Raw genomic sequence first — 19,291 nt, forward strand, 5'->3', positions numbered from 1 at the left:
GTCTTTTTTCTTTTGAAGAAGCATTTTTTATAAAGCAGTATTCTAAAAAGACCTACTCTCATTAAAATATTAAAAACGGCGGGAAAACCGCCGCTATTAAAAAAATCAGAAATTGCCCATTGTTGTCATGATATCGATCAAGCTATTTTTTATTTTCTGAAGATTCTGATTTTATTGGCATATTTGTAGGCATAATAGAATTATTCAAATTAAGTGTTTCTGACATCTCTTTTTTCACATTTTCTACAAGATCCCGCATAAGAGCAGAACGCCATACATCAAATGCAGAAAAGGAATCACGTGCAATATTGGGGACTTCTGTCAAAAACTTTTTACCGGTATCAGAATTATAAAATGTTGTTATCGCATCAAGCTCTTTTTGAGTAAAATATTTTGCGTACACATGAGCAATCTCTTTTTCTAGATCAGAGCGCCTTTTAATTAAAGCAAGCGCCTGCTTATCAACAATATCAGAAATAGCTGTTGCCAAATTCGGATCATCGCTGATCAATTCATTTTTGAAATCATGAACCGCATTTGGTAAAAAACTATCAAATTGATCCGTTGCATGAATGGCTCTGATTGCCTTTCGCGCTGAATCTAAATGCTGGTCACTCACACCTTGTGCATAAACCATTCCAATATTCACAAAAAAAATGGTAATTACACCCAAATATGCAACAAAACGTTGAAAAGAAAGTATTATTCTCATTTAATGATTACCCCGATAGCTAATTATAATTTAAATTCGTTATTCTACCCAAAATCTTTAATACCATTTTTATTGTGCTAACATATCATCATGTAAATGTCTTTTCTAAAAATCCAATGGTTCTAAAACTTTTATTTGACCATCAGCCATAGCGACAATTGCACGTGAAGCCACCCCCAAAAAAAGGCCATGCTCAACAACACCAGGAATAGCAAGAAGTGCATCCGATAATGGTTTTGGTTGCAAAATGCAGCCCCAAAATGCATCAAGAATAAAATGTCCACCATCCGTTTCAAAAGGACTTTTTCCATTCATTCGCAATGTAATTTCTCCAGAAAGTCCTAAATCATTAGCGACTTTTTCGATGGCCTTGCATGTTGTGTGGATACCAAATGGATTAACTTCAATTGGTAGTGCAAAAGCACCAAGTCTTTTTACCACCTTTGTTTCATCAGCAATGACAAGCATTGCACGAGATGCCGATGCCACAATTTTTTCATACAACAATGCTCCCCCACCCCCTTTAATGAGCATCATCTGAGGACCAATTTCATCTGCTCCGTCAATATCAAGATCAAGCTCAGGTATTTGTTCTAAAGTGCTAACAGGCACTCCAAACTTACGACAGAGTTGTTCAGAATATTTTGAAGTAGCAACACCAGTCACCCGCAAACCATCCGCAACACGCTCACCTAGAAGACGAATAAATTCATTGACTGTCGAACCAGATCCGATACCAAGCCGCATACCATCTTCAACAAACTCAAGCGCTTTAATAGCTGCCATTTTTTTTAACTGCTGAACATTCATGAATGATTTTGCCTTTTTCCGTAAGCAACATTTATCCCCCTATTACCACCGATAATAATGATAATAAAAGATAACCTCTTGACGCAATCTATTTAAATTTACCGTCATCTTTTGCTTGAAGAGATGTTACTCGTTATAGAAATATATGATAAGAATAAAATAGAATAATCAACAATTATCTTTTTTATTTCTTTAAGAAAATTTGTTAGCATTTTTCTCATTCAAGATGACGTTGATAAACTTACCAATTGAAAAAACGCAAAATATGACCAGAAAAATCTTCTATTATTTTTTGTTTTGTCATTATCCAGATATGAAGAAAAATGTGATAAATTATATGTTTTTTTATGAATACTGTCTGTGTATATTCCATGGTCTATGAAACCCTAGTGAAGACCAAATAATATCCCCACTTTTAGTCATCATAACGCTCCCTCGTGATAACAATTTCTGAGGCATAAATATTATTTTTGCCTTCTTGTAACAAGTTGGATTATGCATTACAAATGTCTGAATGAGAATATCTGCCTCTACACATTGATCTGTTTCTCTCTGTAAAACGATCACTTTTAATCCATTATCCAATAAAGATGTACATACATGATAATCACAAATAAATTGTCCGTGCAACGAAGGACCATATTTTGTTGGTTTAATCGTTTCATTCACACGAAATGACTTTTCCCATATGGATGTCGTGAACTTAGAAATATGGTAACGATCAATATATAATTTTTTATCATGGATAACGCCCACGAGACGCATATTATCTGCTATAATCAGTTGTACAGGAGAATGCATTATACAAATAGAAATACCTGCCAAAATAAACAAACTAAAAAAGAGCCGGATGGGTGTTTTGCAAAAAGTCAGTCCAACCAAGCCTATACTCAATAAAACTAACGCTGATAACGGCATAAAACCAGGATTTAAATCAGGAGAAATAGCCTTGATAGCATGTGCAATCTTTATTACAAGATCAACTCCAAACCCCATAATTTGAAGGGGAAGCCATTCGAATCCTCCTAACATTGCAAGAACTGCGATTAATCCAAAGGGAATGACAAAAATTGAGATGACAGGTAAAGCGAAAGCATTACTGATAATGCTCAAAGATGCCATATTAGAAAAATGATAAGCAGCATAAATTCCACTTGCACTCCCTGCAACAAAGGAAGAAGCACACGTTGAAAGTATCGATAAGAAAATAAAATTTATCACTCCCCCTCCAACATAAGAGGGAGTTGTTTTTCTTTTACGAAAAAATGATCTTCCACTCCACCAATCAAAAAAAGCAATCAAAGCAGCAGTCGCAGAAAAGGACATTTGAAAGCTAGGACCTAATATTTCATGGGGTGTCATCGCCAGAGTTATCAACCCTGCAATGGAAAAATTACGCATTGTTATAGCAGAGCGATTACACAATATAGCAACCAACATAACAGCAATCATCACAAAACTTCTTTGCGCTGATATTGCTAAGCCTGACAATAATAAATAAAAAGCTGTTATCATAAACGCAACGATAGCAGCAAATTTTTTACTGGAATAATAGGAAGAAAAAACTGGAAAAAATGCTAAAAAACTACGGATACTCAAAAGAACTATACCGCTTAACAACGCCATATGTAAACCTGATATTGATAAAATATGGGCTAATCCAGCTGTACGTAATGCTTCATTTGTCTCATTTGAAATACCAGCACGCTGCCCTGTTATGAGAGCAGCTGCAACGCTCCCCTTTTCTCCTTCAAGGGCTATACGGATTCTTTGTGTCATCTTCGTGCGTAAATTTTCAATTTTCTGTAGAATGATAGCGAATATTCCATCAGGCTGCGAAACGGATATTTTTCTTGGTTTTCCTAAATAAACGCCTTGTGCTCCAATTCTTTTAAAATAATTATGAAAACTAAAATCGTAGCCTCCTGGACGCACCGGCCCAGAGAATGCACGCATCCTCACTTTTCCATGCAGTCCATCACCAATCGCTAAGCCAGATGGCAAATATCTTGCCGATAAACGAACACGAAGAAGACTATGGCGTAATACGGGCTTTTCTGTACTCAAAATATCCAAAACTAAACGAAATCCTCCTTTGGCACCTGACTCAATAGAAACAATTCTTCCCGTCAATGTAGTGACAATGTCACTGCTTAGCATGGGTGTTGCAATACGCCACGTTTCTATTTTTGCCGCTAAAGCACCCAATATAATACAAAACAGAAACCCCACGGGAATCCATATTTTTCGATAAAAACGTGCACCATAGAATATTGCGAGAAAAATACTGACCAACGCCCCCAATTGTCCCCAAGTTGGTTCCCACTCTAAATGAAAATAGAAAATGATTCCTAGGGCAAAAAAGACTAAAATCAGCGAAAAAAGGATACCAAAAGAAACTTCTTTATTGATACAATCTTCTAACCATTTGCGAAAAAAAATGATTACTTCTTTTAAGAGTGTCCATAAAAAAAGTTTTTGTTGGTTATAGCCACCATTCTTTGCATCATCATATCTAGAAAAAACACTCTGCCCTATCTGACATGGCTTTTTTTCTTCTGTAACAGATTTTTCGGATAAACTCGCTTTAACTTTACTTTTATAAAACATCAGTCCCCCACTTTAACTTGCAATACGGCTATTGCACGCCCCATCACTTATGCTAACATGACTTTTCTATAAAGTTCCATAAGGAATATCTCAATTTAAAGGAAAATATTCGTGTCTGTTATTACTCGTTTTGCCCCCTCACCCACTGGTTTCCTTCATATTGGTGGTGCTCGTACAGCTCTTTTTAATTGGCTTTATGCAAAACATACCGGTGGGAAAATGCTTCTACGAATTGAAGATACAGACCGAGAGCGCTCAACAGAAGCAGCTGTAAAAGCCATTATAGATGGCTTGCACTGGATGGGTCTTAGTTATGATGGCCCCCCTATTTCGCAATTCGAACGTGCAGAACGTCACCGCCAAATCGCTGAACAGTTGGTCAAGAATGGCAAAGCATATTATTGTTATGCTTCACCTGAGGAGTTAGCTGAAATGCGTGAAAAAGCCCGTGCAGAAAGGCGCCCACCACGTTATGATGGACGCTGGCGCGACCGTGATCGTTCTGAAGCTCCTAAAGGTGTTAAGCCTGTTATTCGCATCAAAGCCCCTCAAGATGGAGAAACGATCATACATGACCGTGTTCAAGGTGATGTTCGTTTTCCTAATAAAGATTTAGATGACTTTATTATTTTGCGTTCTGATGGTTCACCTACTTATATGCATGCCGTTGTCGTTGATGATCATGATATGGGGATCACACATATCATACGTGGTGACGATCATCTTACCAACGCAGCCCGACAAACGATTATCTTTAAAGCAATGGGATGGGACATTCCTGTTATGGCACATATCCCTCTTATCCATGGTGAAAACGGCGCAAAATTATCAAAGCGGCATGGTGCGCTGGGTGTGGATGCCTACCGAACTATGGGATATCTGCCTGGTGCTCTGCGCAATTACCTTGTCCGTTTAGGTTGGAGTCATGGTGATGATGAACTTATGTCACTCGAAGATATGATTTCTTGGTTTGATATTGAGGATATTAACAAAGGTGCTGCTCGTTTTGATCTCAAAAAGCTCGATTCCATCAACGGACACTATATACGCATGAGCAATGATCAAGAACTTTTTGATAACGCTCTCGATATCCTACCAGAAACCGATAGGGGGACACAAATCATTGAAAGACTTGATGAAAAACGCCGTGTTCAATTTTTAAAAGCAATTCCACATTTAAAAGAACGTTCAAAAACACTGTGTGAACTAATTGACAATGCCGCCTTCATTTTTACGCAACGACCCTTACAGCTTGATGAAAAAGCAAAAATGCTCTTAGATAAAAATGGACGAACCATTTTAAACGATCTTTATCTTGCCCTGAAAGATTGCTCTTCTTGGGATACGAACGTTCTAGATGAAATTCTTCGCTCTTATGTACAAACACAGAATCTCAAATTTGGATCTATCGCCCAACCACTTCGCGCAGCTCTTACAGGATGTGCAACATCGCCAGGTGTTTTGGATATTCTTGTTTTATTAGGACGCGATGAATCCCTTTATCGCATCAAGGACCAACTTATCACAACAATATGCTCATAATGGGTACTGAGTATATCTCCTCAAATGAGCCTCTATACAGATATCTCAACACGATCTAAAAGAGTTTTTTATGTTACATCATTGAAATACATTTCCTATTGAGTAATAATGATCAATAAGGAAATATTTTAGATTGCATGCACTCACTTTTAGAGGCAATCTACCCTTAATATAAGTAAGAAAAGCTTCAGTTATTGTATATCTCCTACTCTGATGAAGCAGAGTCTTAATTTTTAGAAGCGAAGGATCTGAAAGGAATACCGAATGTCTGAGAATAGCGCACATATTATTGTGAATGATAAAAAAGTAGAACTTCCCCTGCGTAAAGGCACAAGTGGACCCGAAGTCATCGAAATTGCTTCTCTCTACAAAAAAACTGGTATTTTTACTTATGATCCGGGGTTTACTTCAACAGCTTCTTGTGAATCAAAAATTACTTATATTGATGGTGATAAAGGTATATTGCTTTATCGTGGTTATCCTATCGACCAATTGGCTGAAAAAGGAGATTTTCTCGAAAGTTGTTATCTTCTCCTTTATGGTGAACTCCCAACACAGCAAGAAAAAAATGACTTTGATCGATGTATTATGCAGCATACCATGGTCCACGAACAGTTTTCACGTTTTTTTCACGGCTTCCGTCGTGACTCTCATCCTATGGCTGTTATGGTTGCCTGCCTTGGCGCTATGTCTGCGTTCTATCACGACTCTATTGATATTACGGATCCTCACCAGAGAATGATTGCTTCTGTACGTCTTATCTCAAAAGTTCCAACGCTTGCTGCTATGGCCTATAAATACAGTATCGGACAAGCCTTTGTTTATCCACGCAATGATCTTAGTTATGCTGCAAATTTCCTCCATATGTGCTTTGCTATTCCTTGTGAAGAATATAAAATAAACCCAGTGCTTGCCCGGGCGATGGATCAAATCTTTATCCTTCATGCAGATCATGAACAAAATGCTTCTACATCTACAGTGCGTCTTGCTGGATCCTCGGGTGCTAATCCGTTTGCCTGTATTGCAGCAGGTGTTGCATGCCTTTGGGGACCAGCACATGGTGGTGCCAATGAAGCATGTCTAAAAATGCTCCAAGAAATAGGTTCTATTAAAAGAATTCCTGAATTTATTGCACGTGCAAAAGATAAAAATGATCCTTTCCGCCTCATGGGCTTTGGGCACCGTGTCTATAAAAATTATGATCCACGTGCAAAAATCATGCAAAAAACTTGCCATGAAGTTTTAAAAGAACTCAACATTCAAGATGACCCGCTTCTTGATATTGCAATAGAACTTGAAAAAATCGCTTTAAATGATGAATATTTTATCGAAAAAAAGCTTTATCCCAATGTTGATTTCTATTCCGGCATTACATTAAAAGCTCTAGGTTTTCCAACTGAAATGTTTACTGTCCTTTTTGCATTGGCACGCAGTGTCGGGTGGGTGGCGCAATGGAAAGAAATGATTGAAGACCCTGCACAAAAAATTGGTCGTCCTCGACAACTCTACACAGGCTATGCCATGCGTAACTATGTTCCTATAGATGAACGTGCAAATTAAAAAAAGAAATCAATAAAGCTTCATTTACTGAAGCTTTATTGAGAATAATCAAAAAACATCCTTTAAGAATTTTTATAAAATGTGATTCTAAAACTCTTTCTACAAAGAAATTGAGAATTTTACCTTATAATTCTCATTATCTTTAATGGAAATGTATTCCCTATCATTCCCTCATGTTTAAAAGCCTTATTACATATTAAAATCTAGCAAAGCCAGAATTTTTCTTTTTATCTTCTCCAGATAAAATTGCAAAAAGCTTACATTAAGTGCTTCTCTAAGATGCCAAAACTTCTTATCCCTCTTCAAATAGATTCGAATAAAAATACTTTACATTTTGTCATGTTAAGAGCTAAAATTTTCTTTGTATTTAAGTTAATAGGTTTTCTTTTAAAGACAAATTATTGATTTTTAAGTAAAATCATTAAAAATCATCATACAATCAATAAGAGGTGACCTTCTTTCCTGTATTTTTTATTCCCATACTTAATAAAAAGAAATTATTTTTTTGACAATGATATTCAGCATAATGATATCAAAATGAACACAGATAAATTTTTTACATTGCTCCAAAAGAGCTTACAGATTATAAAAATTCATGATGGTTTCATATTTGCCAGCTTATCCAATAGGAGAACATAATGAAATTATTAGCAGGAGCTCTTATAATAAGCGCGACACTATTTACCCTATCGGCCAATTCTCAAACGCTGAAAATTGCAAGCGATGCTTCTTATCCGCCATTTAGTTATATTGACTCAAATAATGAACTTCAAGGGTTTGATATTGATATATCTTATGCTCTTTGTAAAAAAATGAATGTTGAATGTACTATTGTCACACAAGACTTCGAGGGGATGATTCCCGGTCTTCTTGCCAAAAAATACGATGCTATTGTTTCTTCCCTTTCTCCTACAAAAGAGCGCTTACAAAAAATTGATTTTACAGATCCTTACTACAACACAGCACTCGCTGTTATCGTTACCAAAAATTCGGAAATTAAAGAAATCTCAACACAAGCATTTAGAGGTAAAAACCTTGGTGTACAATCAAATACAACACAAGCTGCATATGCAGAAGATCATTATGCCTCTGAAGGAGTTAATATCAAACTTTATCCTACAGCAACAGAAGTTAATCGTGATCTTTTAAGCCATCGGCTTGATATCATCATCTTTGATAAATTAAAAGCATTAAATTGGCTTGAAAATGAAGGAAAAGACTGCTGTCTCCTCTTGGGAACTCTAGAAGAAACAAATTTTCCTATTGCAATTGCACTCCGTCAAAATAATAATGATCTTAAAAACAGTTTTAATAAAGCAATAGAAGAAATCCGCGCCGATGGAACCTATGAGAAAATTATGAGAAAATATTTTACTTTTGATATCAATTAGATAGCACTATGAATTAAAACTCAATCTGTATATTTAAGGAGTATTTTTTAAATCTTTATTGGACATGCAGATATAATTAGAAATTCGGCTTTTTTATAAGAAAATTTACATTTATCAAAATAACTTTTAATTGCTCCTTGAGAGCTAAACATTTTGTAGAATCTAATGACAACAATAAGGTTGTATTTTTATCGTATCAAAATCTAATTTTTTCTTTATGTCCAAATTTAATAGCCTTATTTTCAAGAAAAATCAGCAGTTTTGACTCATGAAATGATTCAAATCAAATATTTCGTGAAAATTAAGCTATCATACAAGCAATAAGATATTTATTTTTTTTATCAATAATGTCCAACATAATGATCTAAAATAAACATCAATAAATTTTTGAATTGCTCCCAAAAAGCTTACAGATTATAAAAACATAATGATTTCATATTGCCCGCTTATCCAATAGGAGAACATCATGAAACTATTAGCTGGAGCTCTTATAATAAGCGCTGCACTATTCACCCAATTGGCTGATGCGAAAACATTAAAAATTGCGAGTGAAGGCACCTATCCTCCCTTCAGTTATATTGACTCAAATAACAAACTGCAAGGATTTGATATTGATATATCTTACGCACTTTGTAAAAAAATGAATATTGAATGTACTATTGTCACACAAGACTTCGAGGGAATGATCCCTGGACTTATTGCAAAAAAATATGATGCTATCATTGCTTCCCTCTCTCTCACACAAGATCGCTTACAAAAAATTGACTTCACAGATCCTTACTACGATACAGCACTGGCTGTTATTGTTACCAAAGCTTCGGGAATTAAAGAAATCTCGACAAAAGATTTTAGAGGTAAAAATCTTGGTGTGCAATCCAATACAACACAAGCTTTCTATGCAGAAGATCATTATGCCTCTGAAGAGGTGAAAATAAAACTCTATCCTTCCACAATCGAAGTGAATCGTGATCTTTTAAATCATCGACTTGATGTGATTATTGTTGATAAATTACAAGCATTAAATTGGCTTAAAAATGAAGGAAAAGATTGCTGTTTCCTCCTAGGAACTCTAGAAGAAACAAGATTTCCTGTTGCAATTGCAGTCCGTCAAAATAATAATGATCTTAAAAATAAGCTCAATGAGGCGCTAAAAGAAATTCGTTTGGATGGAACTTATGAGAAAATTATGAGAAAATATTTTACAAGTGATGTTTATTAAATATCAATATGATATTTAAATGAAACCCGTTGGTTATTGCTAAAAAATATTATCTAACTCTTTCATGAGGAACACAAGAATGATTGAAAATTTAGCATTGCTATCATTTGGCAATGGGGGATGGGGAGCGGTTATACTTTCCAGTGCAGGAATGACATTGTCATTGGCGTTATGTTGTGGCCTTCTAGGATTTCCTCTAGGACTTCTCAATGCAGTAATGATTCGATCCAATATTAAGATAGCTAAAGCTCTAGCACGTCTCTTTTCAACGGTGTTTCGTGGATTACCAGAGCTTTTAACTCTGTTTTTAGTTTACTACGGATTACAAAGCCTTATTCAAAATTTATTTGACTATTTTAATTTTGAAATCATGTTCAGTATCAATGCTTTTGTTGCTGGTGTTCTTGCTCTTAGTATGGTTCTTGCAGCTTTTTCTTGTGAAGTTTGGCTTGGAGCATTTAATATTTTTGATAAAGGTCAATATGAAGCGGCTAAAGCTTTAGGCCTTTCACGAACAACCACATTTTTTCGTATTGTCTTTCCTCAGCTCATCCGAAATGCCTTACCAGGACTTTCTAATAATTGGCTTACTTTACTGAAAGATACATCCCTTGTTTCTACAATCGCGCTTGTTGACCTCATGCGACAAACGAATTTAGCTGTCGCTGCTACCAATAAACCCATGCTATTTTATTTTGTAGCATGCTTACTCTATTTGTTATTTTCAGCGGTTTTTACTGCAATCTTACGCCATTTGGAAACATACACTCAAATAGGCTATAAAAAGGTGCTAGGTCAATGATTCCTGAGTGGCTTTATTTCCTTTTTAATCCTGATCTTTTAAGCCGTTATGGAGCAAAATTTATTGATGGCTTTATTGTTACTGTTGAGCTTGTTTCTATTTCTTGTTCTCTTGGTTTTTTCCTTGGTATGCTTATCGCTTTTGCGCGTTTATCAAAGAATACGTTTTTACAATATTTTGCAAATGCTTATGTTTATTTTTTTCGCGGCTCTCCTTTGTTAGCCCAACTCTTCCTTTTTTATTATGGGCTTGGTTCAATGAACAGTTTTTGGCAACAGGTGGGGCTATGGTGGTTTTTTCAAAACGCATGGTATTGTTGTCTTTTTATTTTTACACTCAATTCTGCGGCCTATCAATCTGAGATCTTTAAAGGAAGTTTTCTATCCGTAACAACTGGACAACGTGAAGCATCAAAAGCTTTAGGTTTAAGTAATTCTGTCACATTTTTCAGAGTTATTCTTCCACAAGCAATGATTGTAGCATTACGCCCCCTAGGAAATGAGTTGATTTTAATGATTAAATCCAGTGCTGTTGCCTCACTTATTACTGTTTATGATTTAATGGGGATTGCTAAACTCACTTATTCACGGACATTCGATTTTCAAGTTTACGTTTGGGCTGCTCTTATCTATCTCTTTATCGTTGAACTCATTCATCGTTTTATTATTTTTATCGAACAGCGCCTCACTCGATATTTACGCTAAATAAAATGATCATAAAAAACTTTACCAAACCAAAATGTTGAATTAATCAAGTTCTTCATCAATGAAAGAATAAAATAAGATGAATTTGAAAAATAATAAATCGATCTCTCCCAGTAAAAAACCAGTGATCTCTATTCGAAACCTCAATAAATGGTATGGAAACTTTCAGGTCCTACATGATATCAACCTTAATGTTCAAACTGGTGAACATATCGTTATTTGTGGACCTTCCGGATCAGGAAAATCAACATTAATTCGTTGTATTAATCAATTAGAACAAGCACAAAAAGGTTCAATCTGTATCCATAACGTTGATATCCATACTGCCCCTGTACAACAGCAAAAAAATGTTCTTCGTAAGATAGGAATGGTCTTTCAGAATTTTAATTTATTTCCCCACATGAGCGTTATACAAAATTGTATTTTAGCACCTATGACAGTTCAAGGGCTGTCCAAACAACAAGCACAAGAACGGGCAATTCGTTACTTAACGCATGTTGGTATTGAAAAACACTGTGAAAAATATCCTTTACAACTTTCTGGTGGGCAACAACAACGTGTTGCGATTGCCCGTGCACTTTGTATGGAACCTGAAGTCATGCTTTTTGATGAACCAACCTCTGCTCTTGATCCAGAAAGTGTGGGAGAAGTTTTGGACGTGATGGCTCGATTGGCAGATACAGGAATTACAATGCTTTGTGTTACCCATGAAATGGGCTTCGCACGTAAAGTCTCAGAAAGAATACTCTTTCTAGAAAATGGAAAAATTGTTGAAGATACAGAATCTGAACAATTTTTTACCAATCCTAAAAGCCAACGTGCTTGTGATTTTCTTGCTAAAATTAAATATTAATCATTAACATATTGCTTTATTTATACAATTTTATTCCTATTTTTTAAAAGAGTAATAATTGTTTGTGCACCAACAACCCCCGATGGGACTTCAATTTTCATTTTCTGTTCTACCATCTCAAAGGAATCAAGTTGAGCCTGTCGTAATAAAGGATTAGCCAAAAGTTGTTCTACTTGTCTTGCTAACATGCCAGGACGGATTAATTCATTCAAATATTCCGAAACAATAGGCTTATCAGCAATAATGTTTGGAAGAGCAGCACTCCATAACATCATTTTAGGAAAAATAAATAATTTAGAAAAGCGATCAAGTTTATAGCAAAGAACCATAGGAATTTTTGCTAAGGCTAATTCAAGTGAAACAGTTCCATGTGCAGCAAGAGCAACATCTGCTTGTGCAAAAGCACGCCATTTTTCATCTTCACCAACTACAATTTCTATCTTGCTTTTCCAGCATTGCACAAAGTCACGGATTCTATCTACCAAATGAGGTAGGGTTGGTAAAATAATACGTAAATGAGGAATACGTTGTACAAGAATCTCTACTGTTTCTCGAAAAATAGGCATTAAAGAATGAATTTCTGAATTGCGTGATCCTGGCAAAATAACCAATGTAGGTGATAATGGTTGTGTATCAATCAAATTTCTTTGTTCTAATTGGCGTTTTTTTTCTGACTGAACACTCAAAAGGGGAGGATATGTCAAAAGGCGATGTCCAACATAGGTCGTGGCAGGGCCTCTCAAATCTTGCATAATCTTTTCTTCAAAAGGAAAAACCGCTAAAATATGATCAACAAATCCACACATAGCTTTTGCACGCTCTGGCCTCCATGCCCAAACGGTTGGTGCAATATATTTAATGATAGGAATAGAAGGCGCTAAAGCACGTACTTTTTTTGCAACACGATGCGTGAAATCAGGACTATCAATAATAATTAAACAATCAGGTTGTTCTTGTGCAATAAATTTGGATAAATTGCGAATATGTAGCAATAACAATGGTAGTTTTTTCAATACTTCCTTTAAACCTATTAAAGCAATATCATGGGAATCAAAAAAGCTTTTTAAACCTAATGCCTTTAAATGCCTCCCCCCAACACCAATCAAATGAATATTGCATCCTATCTGTTGTGATAAACAAGAAATTAAATCGGCCCCAAGTAAATCACCAGATTCTTCACCTGAAACCACTGCAATCTTTAAGAAACAATTATTCATGACCAAACTTTTCAAATGTCTCTATAAATAGAGAGTATTTGTTGGCTTTTTCTATTGTTGTTTTCACCGATAATATTAGACTTCTATTTGCCTCCACCGCAACACCAGATAAACCACTCTTTGCAATATTCATTATTGTCGCGGGCCCAATTGATGGCAAATCAACGCGATTATCCTGTTGTGGTTTTGCACATTTTACAAGAACGCCACCTTTAGAGGGAATTTGCCCTCTTTCTCGCATTTCACAAACACGCCACAACATATTATCAGTTCCCTCAGCGCCCTCCAGAGCAACTACCCTTCCTTGGACAACAACAACAGCTTGCCCAATATCTAATTGCCCTAAAAGCTTTGCTGCTTTTGCTGCTAAAAAAATATCTTTTTTCTCTTTTGAAGTAGCACGCCGTACTGTTAAATTAAATTCTATGGGAGCTAAAAGATCTGGTACTATTTCGTGAGCACCAACAACACAAAAACCGTGCGCTTCAATAATCCGTATAAAAGCTTTTAATAACGCATCATCTCCCCTCCTCAAAGCTCCAATTAACTTAGGAAGAGCTAAAAATGTTGTCCAGTCCAGTCGCAATTGTTTAAGAAGTGGACGCTTTTTCACACCACCTGCCAAAACAACATTATATACACTAGCCTCTTTTAAAATTTTAACGAGTCGTGCTAACTCTACAATTGATAGCTCGCAATGCTCATAGCGATAAAGAACAGAATCTGCTTCACCATGTAACAGCACAAGAAAAGGATTTTCTCCATGCTTCTCAAGAGTCTGCGCAACAGTAATCGGTAGAACACCATTTCCTGCTATAATAGCAGTACGGCCGGAAAGAAAACTTCTGGCTCCCCGAATAGGCATTTTTAATCCTTATATTCTTTTATTCTATCGCCTTCAAATTTTGGTGTACAATAAAAACGCTTTCCTTCTTCTTTAATAAAATTAACAACTTCAGAAACAGACTGAGAAGAAGAATAGAAAGAAGCAACATCACTGACACGCTCTTTAAATGGTTTGCTATGATCAAAAAGCATCGCAACCGCATGACGGAGTGCATGAATATCTTGACGCTCAAGTCCTGCACGCTTCATGCCAATAATATTGAGGCCGGCAAGTTTTGCCTGCACACCAACAGCTGTTCCATAAGGTATCAGATCACCAACCAGCGCAGATACGCCGCCGATAAATGCATGATGTCCAACACGAACAAATTGATGAACAGCAGCACCACCACCAATAATCACATAATCACCAACAGTAACATGACCAGCAATCATTGCATTATTGGCAAATGTTACATGATTGCCTACATAACAATCGTGAGCGATATGCGCATAACAAAAAAATTGGCAATTATCACCAACAACTGTCATTCCTACACTCGAATCGGACCCCCTATGCATTGTTACACCTTCACGAATCGTACAATTCTTACCAATAAAAAGAGTTGTAGCCCCTCCTTTATGTTTATTATTTTGCGGATCTGCCCCCAAAACAGCATGAGAAAATACTTTACTCTTGGCTCCTAACGTTGTCTTTCCCATTATTACAACATGACTTGTCAAACTACATTCATCACCAATAACAGCCTCTGAACTAATATGGCAAAATGGTCCAACGCGTACATTCTCACCAAGCTGCGCTCCCTTCTCCACAAGAGCAGTTGGATGGATTTTCGTACCGGACATTTTTTAATTCCCATCAAATATCGTTTATGCTTCTTCGACAATCATCGCAGCAATTTCTGCTTCAGCGACGCGAACCTCTTCTACTTTTGCAACACATGAAAAACGTCTCATACCAGATCTTTTTTTCAAAAGCTGAACATGGATTTTTAGCTGATCACCAGGCATAACCGGCTTACGAAATTTCGCATTATCAACCGTCATAAGGTAAACTAAATTTGTTTGCTTATTGCCTAAATTTAAAAGTGCTATTGCTCCTGCCGTTTGTGCCATAGCTTCTAAAATCAAAACTCCAGGCATAACAGGCTTTGCGGGAAAATGTCCCGTAAAATGTGGCTCATTAATCGTTATATTTTTAATACCAATCGCTTCTTGTTCACCATCAATATCAACGATACGATCAATCAATAAAAATGGATAACGGTGCGGTAATATTGATAATAGCTTTTCAATATCGACAGCCTCTAAGTTTTTAGTTTTTTCACTGCTGATCATATCAGCGTTTCTCCTTTTTAACTTTTCCCATACTGCGCAACGCCGCTACTTCACGAAACCATTGTTTAAATGGTCGCGCTGGACTACCTCCCCATTTTTCGCCATCCGGAATGTCATTCATAACACCACTACGAGCAGCAATCTGAACAGATTTCCCTATTATGATGTGATCCGCTACTCCCACACTTCCGCCAAGCTGAGACATATCCCCTATAGATGTACTTCCCGCAATGCCACATTGAGCGGCAATAAGACAATAGCGTCCAATTTTGACATTGTGGGCAATTTGTACAAGATTATCAATCTTACTTCCTTCACCAATAACAGTATCTTGAAATGTCCCACGATCAATTGTCGTGTTCGCACCAACTTCTACACCATCCTCAATAATAACACGACCAAGCTGTGGAATTTTCTCGATTCCAGCCCCGCCTCCAACATAACCAAAACCATCTTGTCCAATGCAAACGCCAGGATAAAGCTGAACCTTATCACCTATTATAGAACACTGAACTGTGACCTTAGGAGCAATATAGCAGTCACGTCCAATACGGCAATTTTCACCGATAACAGCTGTAGATGAAATAAGAGTTCCTGCACCAATCTCAACATTTCTACCAATAACAGCTCCCGCTTCAATACACACATCATCTGCCAACTTAGCCGTTGGATGAATATGGGCATGTAATGAAATCCCCTTCTGCCCCAACCAAGGCATTGGCTTGACAGAATCCGGAAACAAAATACGACCAATCTGAGCAAAGTCACGCTGTGGTGTGGATGTCACCAAAATTGCCATAGTTTCGGGAACTTTAAAAACAATCTCATTCGTACACAAAACAGCAACAGCAGAACTGTCCAGTAAAGCATCAGAAAACTTCCGATGCTCTACAAAAACAAGAGAACCTTCCACAGCACTCTCAAGTGAAGAAAGAGTATTGATAACTTTATGAGAAAACTCTGGATTAAGAAGCTTTGCACCCGTCAACTCAGCAGCATTTGCAACTGTCAATCGTCGGGACGGCGTAAAAAAAAATGTATCCGCCATCAAAACACTTTCTCTCCCAGCTTAAGCTATTCTCTTCAAGTTTTTCCTTCTTAAAATCGCCCAAATCAGAACTTCGTAGAAATACCAAAATTCAATTGTTGCAAACGATCACCTTCCTGCTTCGTTATTGGCCAAGCATAATCAAAACGCAAAGGACCAAACGGAGAATCCCACATCAAACTCACACCTGCAGATGAACGCCAAGCACTTTTGGTATTAGTAACAGACGGTTCACCCTTAAAAACGGCTTTATAATTATTGCCATAAAGCGTGGCAATATCCGCAAATAAAGCACCGCGCAACCCAAATCCTTCAGGCACGACAGGGATAGGAAACTGGACTTCAGCAGTCGCATTCATATATGTCGTTCCCCCCAAGAAATAAACCTCACCCTTACTGGAAACCTGACGCGGACCTATTCCATTATATTTGAACCCTCGAATCATATCAGAATTTACTTTAAACATATCGAAAATACGAACACCATCTCGGCCCATTCCGTGGATATAACCACCTCCAAAGGAAAGCAAACCAACAATATCCTTCTGATCAGAAAGAGTCTTGTACATCATCGCCTTACCCGTGGTCTTTAAGAACTTTGCACTCCCACCAAGCCCTGCATATTCCTGAAGAAGATTCACATACCACCCATCATGAGGGGATCTCATATCATCAATCGTATTATAGGTGAAACCATAACTAATTGATGAACGTTTCCAAGGGCTGTGTTTTGCAGCTTGAACAATCGCACCAGAATATTTCCCATATAATTCTATTATGTCACTCTCTTTGTCAAAATCATACTCTCCGCCAAAATCATATTCTTCCTGCACATAAGAATAAGCTACATTAGCAGATAATTGATTATTAATAGGTAACGAAAACCGCAGCGATCCACCTGTCTGCCGTACATCATAGGCTTTATCAGCACGATAAGTACTACGAAAAACATCAACGCCAGCAGATAAACGATACCCTAAGAAATAAGGATCAACAAATGATAAATTATAATTACGAGATTTTTCTTGCCCCGCACCTAATCCTAAACGAACATATTGACCACGTCCCCCAAGATTACGTTCAGTAACAGAAACTTCAAGTGACATACCAGGACTTGTCCCTCCCGTTGTATACCCTCCAGAAAGAGAGAGATCTCCTGTTGAAGCTTCAACGACATCTATTACCAAAATAACTTGGTCAGATTGATCAGTGGGAACCATTGAAATATTGACGGCTTTGAAGAAACCTAAACTTTCTAGACGACGTTTTGCCCGCTGTAATAAAGTTTGATTGTAAGCATCTCCTTCGTTTAAATCAATCTCACGGCGAATGACGTAATCACGCGTTTTCTCATTGCCACGTATATCAATACGTTGAATATAAGCACGTGTACCCTGTTCAATATTATATAAAATTGAAATTGTATGATTTGCTAAATTACGATTTCCCCGCGGTTCAACTTTAGCAAAAGCATATCCCGAATCAGCAACTTTGTTATTAATAGTTGCAACAGACTGTTCAATATCCTCTGCACTATAAACATTACCTGGCTGGGTTTTAAGCACCTTTTTTACAGATTGAACATCAATTCCATCAACATCACTTTCAACCTGAATATCGCTAATTTTATAGAGCGCACCCTCATCAAGAACGAAAGAAATTTTATACGTATTGCTTGCCGCATCAAAAGTTGCTTTAGAAGAGACTACACGAAAATCTGCATAACCACGGTTATAATAAAAGCGACGTAAAGCTTCTTCATCAACAGCGAGGCGCTCTTCACTATAAACATCACCTCCCAACAACTTCGAAAAAATTCCTGAAGTTTTTGTTGAAATCACATCACGCAAACGGCGACTTCCAAAGACATTATTTCCCTTAAAAGTGATATCACCAATCTTTGTTTTTTTCCCTTCAACAACATTAAATACCAAATTAACCCGCCCTTTTCCGAGATTAATCGTTTGAACATTAACAGTGATATTATTACGACCAAGAGTTTTATAAGCTTCACGAATTGTATTTATATCAGCAGAAAGCTTAGCAGAATTAAAAGGCTCATTCGGTTTTAAAGAAATAAACCGCTTAAGATCTGGGTCTTTAAAAGATTTATTTCCTTGAAACAATATTTGATTGACAACCTCATATTCTTTTACGAATACAACCAATTTATCACCCACCGGATTTATTTTAACATCATAAAATAAACCCAATTCGAAAAGGTTCTTCACAGCACTATCAACATCACCACTGGAAACACCTTGCCCAACCTTAATCCCCATATTGTCTCGAATCGCCTGAGAACTTACAAACTTATTCCCACGAACCTCAATAGATCGGACTACAGACGCTTGTATTTCTCCGACCGCAGCAAGTGACATAAAAACCGTTGCTGGGGCAAGCAACCCCATCTTTAACACCAATACAGATGCTGCATTTAAAAACTTTGAATTCGTAGTCATTGGCTTTTTTACCTTACTCTTGTTCCTTGGACATGATGTCTTAAAAAGCTAACTGCCATAACAACCTTTTTACAGCGAGACTTTTTATTCCTTAATTACTCATTATAATGTACAATGCCACAACATTTTGTAGACATGGTAAACAACCTTCAATTTATTTTTGCTATTATTACTCAA

At 36.9% G+C, this 19,291-nt stretch carries 16 protein-coding genes; 7 read left to right on the forward strand and 9 right to left on the reverse strand.

Annotation, left to right across the window (positions count from 1 at the left end; translation table 11 throughout):
- Window positions 1-142: 142 nt before the first annotated feature.
- The 3 genes from ACFIKI_RS03190 to ACFIKI_RS03200 all read right to left on the reverse strand — a co-directional run bounded on the left by ACFIKI_RS03190 (window position 143) and on the right by ACFIKI_RS03200 (window position 4,132).
- Window positions 143-712 carry a DUF2059 domain-containing protein gene (locus ACFIKI_RS03190; RefSeq protein WP_375665641.1) on the reverse strand — a complete coding sequence of 190 codons (570 nt, stop codon included), beginning with the start codon at window positions 710-712 and terminating at the stop codon, window positions 143-145.
- Window positions 713-817: 105 nt separating this feature from the next.
- Complete coding sequence (rpiA, locus tag ACFIKI_RS03195) at window positions 818-1,522, reverse strand: ribose-5-phosphate isomerase RpiA (RefSeq protein WP_375665642.1); 705 nt, start codon at window positions 1,520-1,522, stop codon at window positions 818-820.
- Window positions 1,523-1,867: 345 nt separating this feature from the next.
- Window positions 1,868-4,132: a ComEC/Rec2 family competence protein gene (locus tag ACFIKI_RS03200; RefSeq protein ID WP_375665643.1), complete on the reverse strand. Its 2,265-nt coding sequence runs from the start codon at window positions 4,130-4,132 to the stop codon at window positions 1,868-1,870.
- A gap of 111 nt (window positions 4,133-4,243) precedes the next feature.
- On the opposite strand from ACFIKI_RS03200, the gene gltX reads away from it, so the two are divergent.
- The 7 genes from gltX to ACFIKI_RS03235 all read left to right on the forward strand — a co-directional run bounded on the left by gltX (window position 4,244) and on the right by ACFIKI_RS03235 (window position 12,203).
- A complete protein-coding gene (gene gltX / locus ACFIKI_RS03205) occupies window positions 4,244-5,674 on the forward strand; it encodes a glutamate--tRNA ligase (RefSeq protein WP_375665645.1) in 1,431 nt (476 codons plus the stop codon).
- Between the two features lie 264 nt (window positions 5,675-5,938).
- Window positions 5,939-7,234 carry a citrate synthase gene (gene gltA, locus ACFIKI_RS03210; protein WP_375665646.1) on the forward strand — a complete coding sequence of 432 codons (1,296 nt, stop codon included), beginning with the start codon at window positions 5,939-5,941 and terminating at the stop codon, window positions 7,232-7,234.
- 638 nt (window positions 7,235-7,872) lie between these two features.
- Entirely contained in the window at window positions 7,873-8,625 is a 753-nt protein-coding gene (locus ACFIKI_RS03215; RefSeq protein WP_375623632.1) for a transporter substrate-binding domain-containing protein, read from the forward strand.
- A 466-nt stretch (window positions 8,626-9,091) separates the two neighbouring features.
- Window positions 9,092-9,844, forward strand: coding sequence for a transporter substrate-binding domain-containing protein (locus ACFIKI_RS03220; protein ID WP_375623634.1), 753 nt, complete (start codon window positions 9,092-9,094; stop codon window positions 9,842-9,844).
- A gap of 79 nt (window positions 9,845-9,923) precedes the next feature.
- Window positions 9,924-10,646 (forward strand): ABC transporter permease, encoded by a 723-nt coding sequence (locus ACFIKI_RS03225; protein ID WP_375665647.1) that lies wholly within the window; start codon window positions 9,924-9,926, stop codon window positions 10,644-10,646.
- Complete coding sequence (locus tag ACFIKI_RS03230) at window positions 10,643-11,350, forward strand: ABC transporter permease (RefSeq protein WP_375623638.1); 708 nt, start codon at window positions 10,643-10,645, stop codon at window positions 11,348-11,350. The genes ACFIKI_RS03225 and ACFIKI_RS03230 overlap by 4 nt, the downstream gene beginning before the upstream one ends.
- A 79-nt stretch (window positions 11,351-11,429) precedes the next feature.
- Window positions 11,430-12,203: an amino acid ABC transporter ATP-binding protein gene (locus ACFIKI_RS03235; protein ID WP_375623640.1), complete on the forward strand. Its 774-nt coding sequence runs from the start codon at window positions 11,430-11,432 to the stop codon at window positions 12,201-12,203.
- 20 nt (window positions 12,204-12,223) lie between these two features.
- Here the strand turns inward: ACFIKI_RS03235 and lpxB are convergent, their stop codons facing one another.
- The 6 genes from lpxB to bamA form a co-directional block, all read right to left on the reverse strand.
- Window positions 12,224-13,420 (reverse strand): lipid-A-disaccharide synthase, encoded by a 1,197-nt coding sequence (gene lpxB, locus ACFIKI_RS03240; RefSeq protein ID WP_375665648.1) that lies wholly within the window; start codon window positions 13,418-13,420, stop codon window positions 12,224-12,226.
- A complete protein-coding gene (locus ACFIKI_RS03245) occupies window positions 13,413-14,285 on the reverse strand; it encodes an LpxI family protein (protein WP_375665649.1) in 873 nt (290 codons plus the stop codon). Before ACFIKI_RS03245 ends, lpxB begins: the two co-directional genes overlap by 8 nt.
- 2 nt (window positions 14,286-14,287) lie before the next feature.
- Entirely contained in the window at window positions 14,288-15,112 is an 825-nt protein-coding gene (lpxA, locus tag ACFIKI_RS03250) for an acyl-ACP--UDP-N-acetylglucosamine O-acyltransferase (RefSeq protein WP_375623646.1), read from the reverse strand.
- Window positions 15,113-15,136: 24 nt separating this feature from the next.
- Window positions 15,137-15,604, reverse strand: coding sequence for a 3-hydroxyacyl-ACP dehydratase FabZ (gene fabZ / locus ACFIKI_RS03255; RefSeq protein ID WP_375665650.1), 468 nt, complete (start codon window positions 15,602-15,604; stop codon window positions 15,137-15,139).
- 1 nt (window position 15,605) lies between these two features.
- Window positions 15,606-16,652, reverse strand: coding sequence for a UDP-3-O-(3-hydroxymyristoyl)glucosamine N-acyltransferase (gene lpxD / locus ACFIKI_RS03260; RefSeq protein WP_375665651.1), 1,047 nt, complete (start codon window positions 16,650-16,652; stop codon window positions 15,606-15,608).
- 65 nt (window positions 16,653-16,717) lie between these two features.
- Window positions 16,718-19,114, reverse strand: coding sequence for an outer membrane protein assembly factor BamA (gene bamA, locus ACFIKI_RS03265; protein WP_375665652.1), 2,397 nt, complete (start codon window positions 19,112-19,114; stop codon window positions 16,718-16,720).
- Between the last annotated feature and the right edge of the window lie 177 nt (window positions 19,115-19,291).

The sequence above is a fragment of the Bartonella sp. TT121SHDZB genome (assembly GCF_042193415.1).
In the GTDB taxonomy this organism is placed as follows: domain Bacteria; phylum Pseudomonadota; class Alphaproteobacteria; order Rhizobiales; family Rhizobiaceae; genus Bartonella.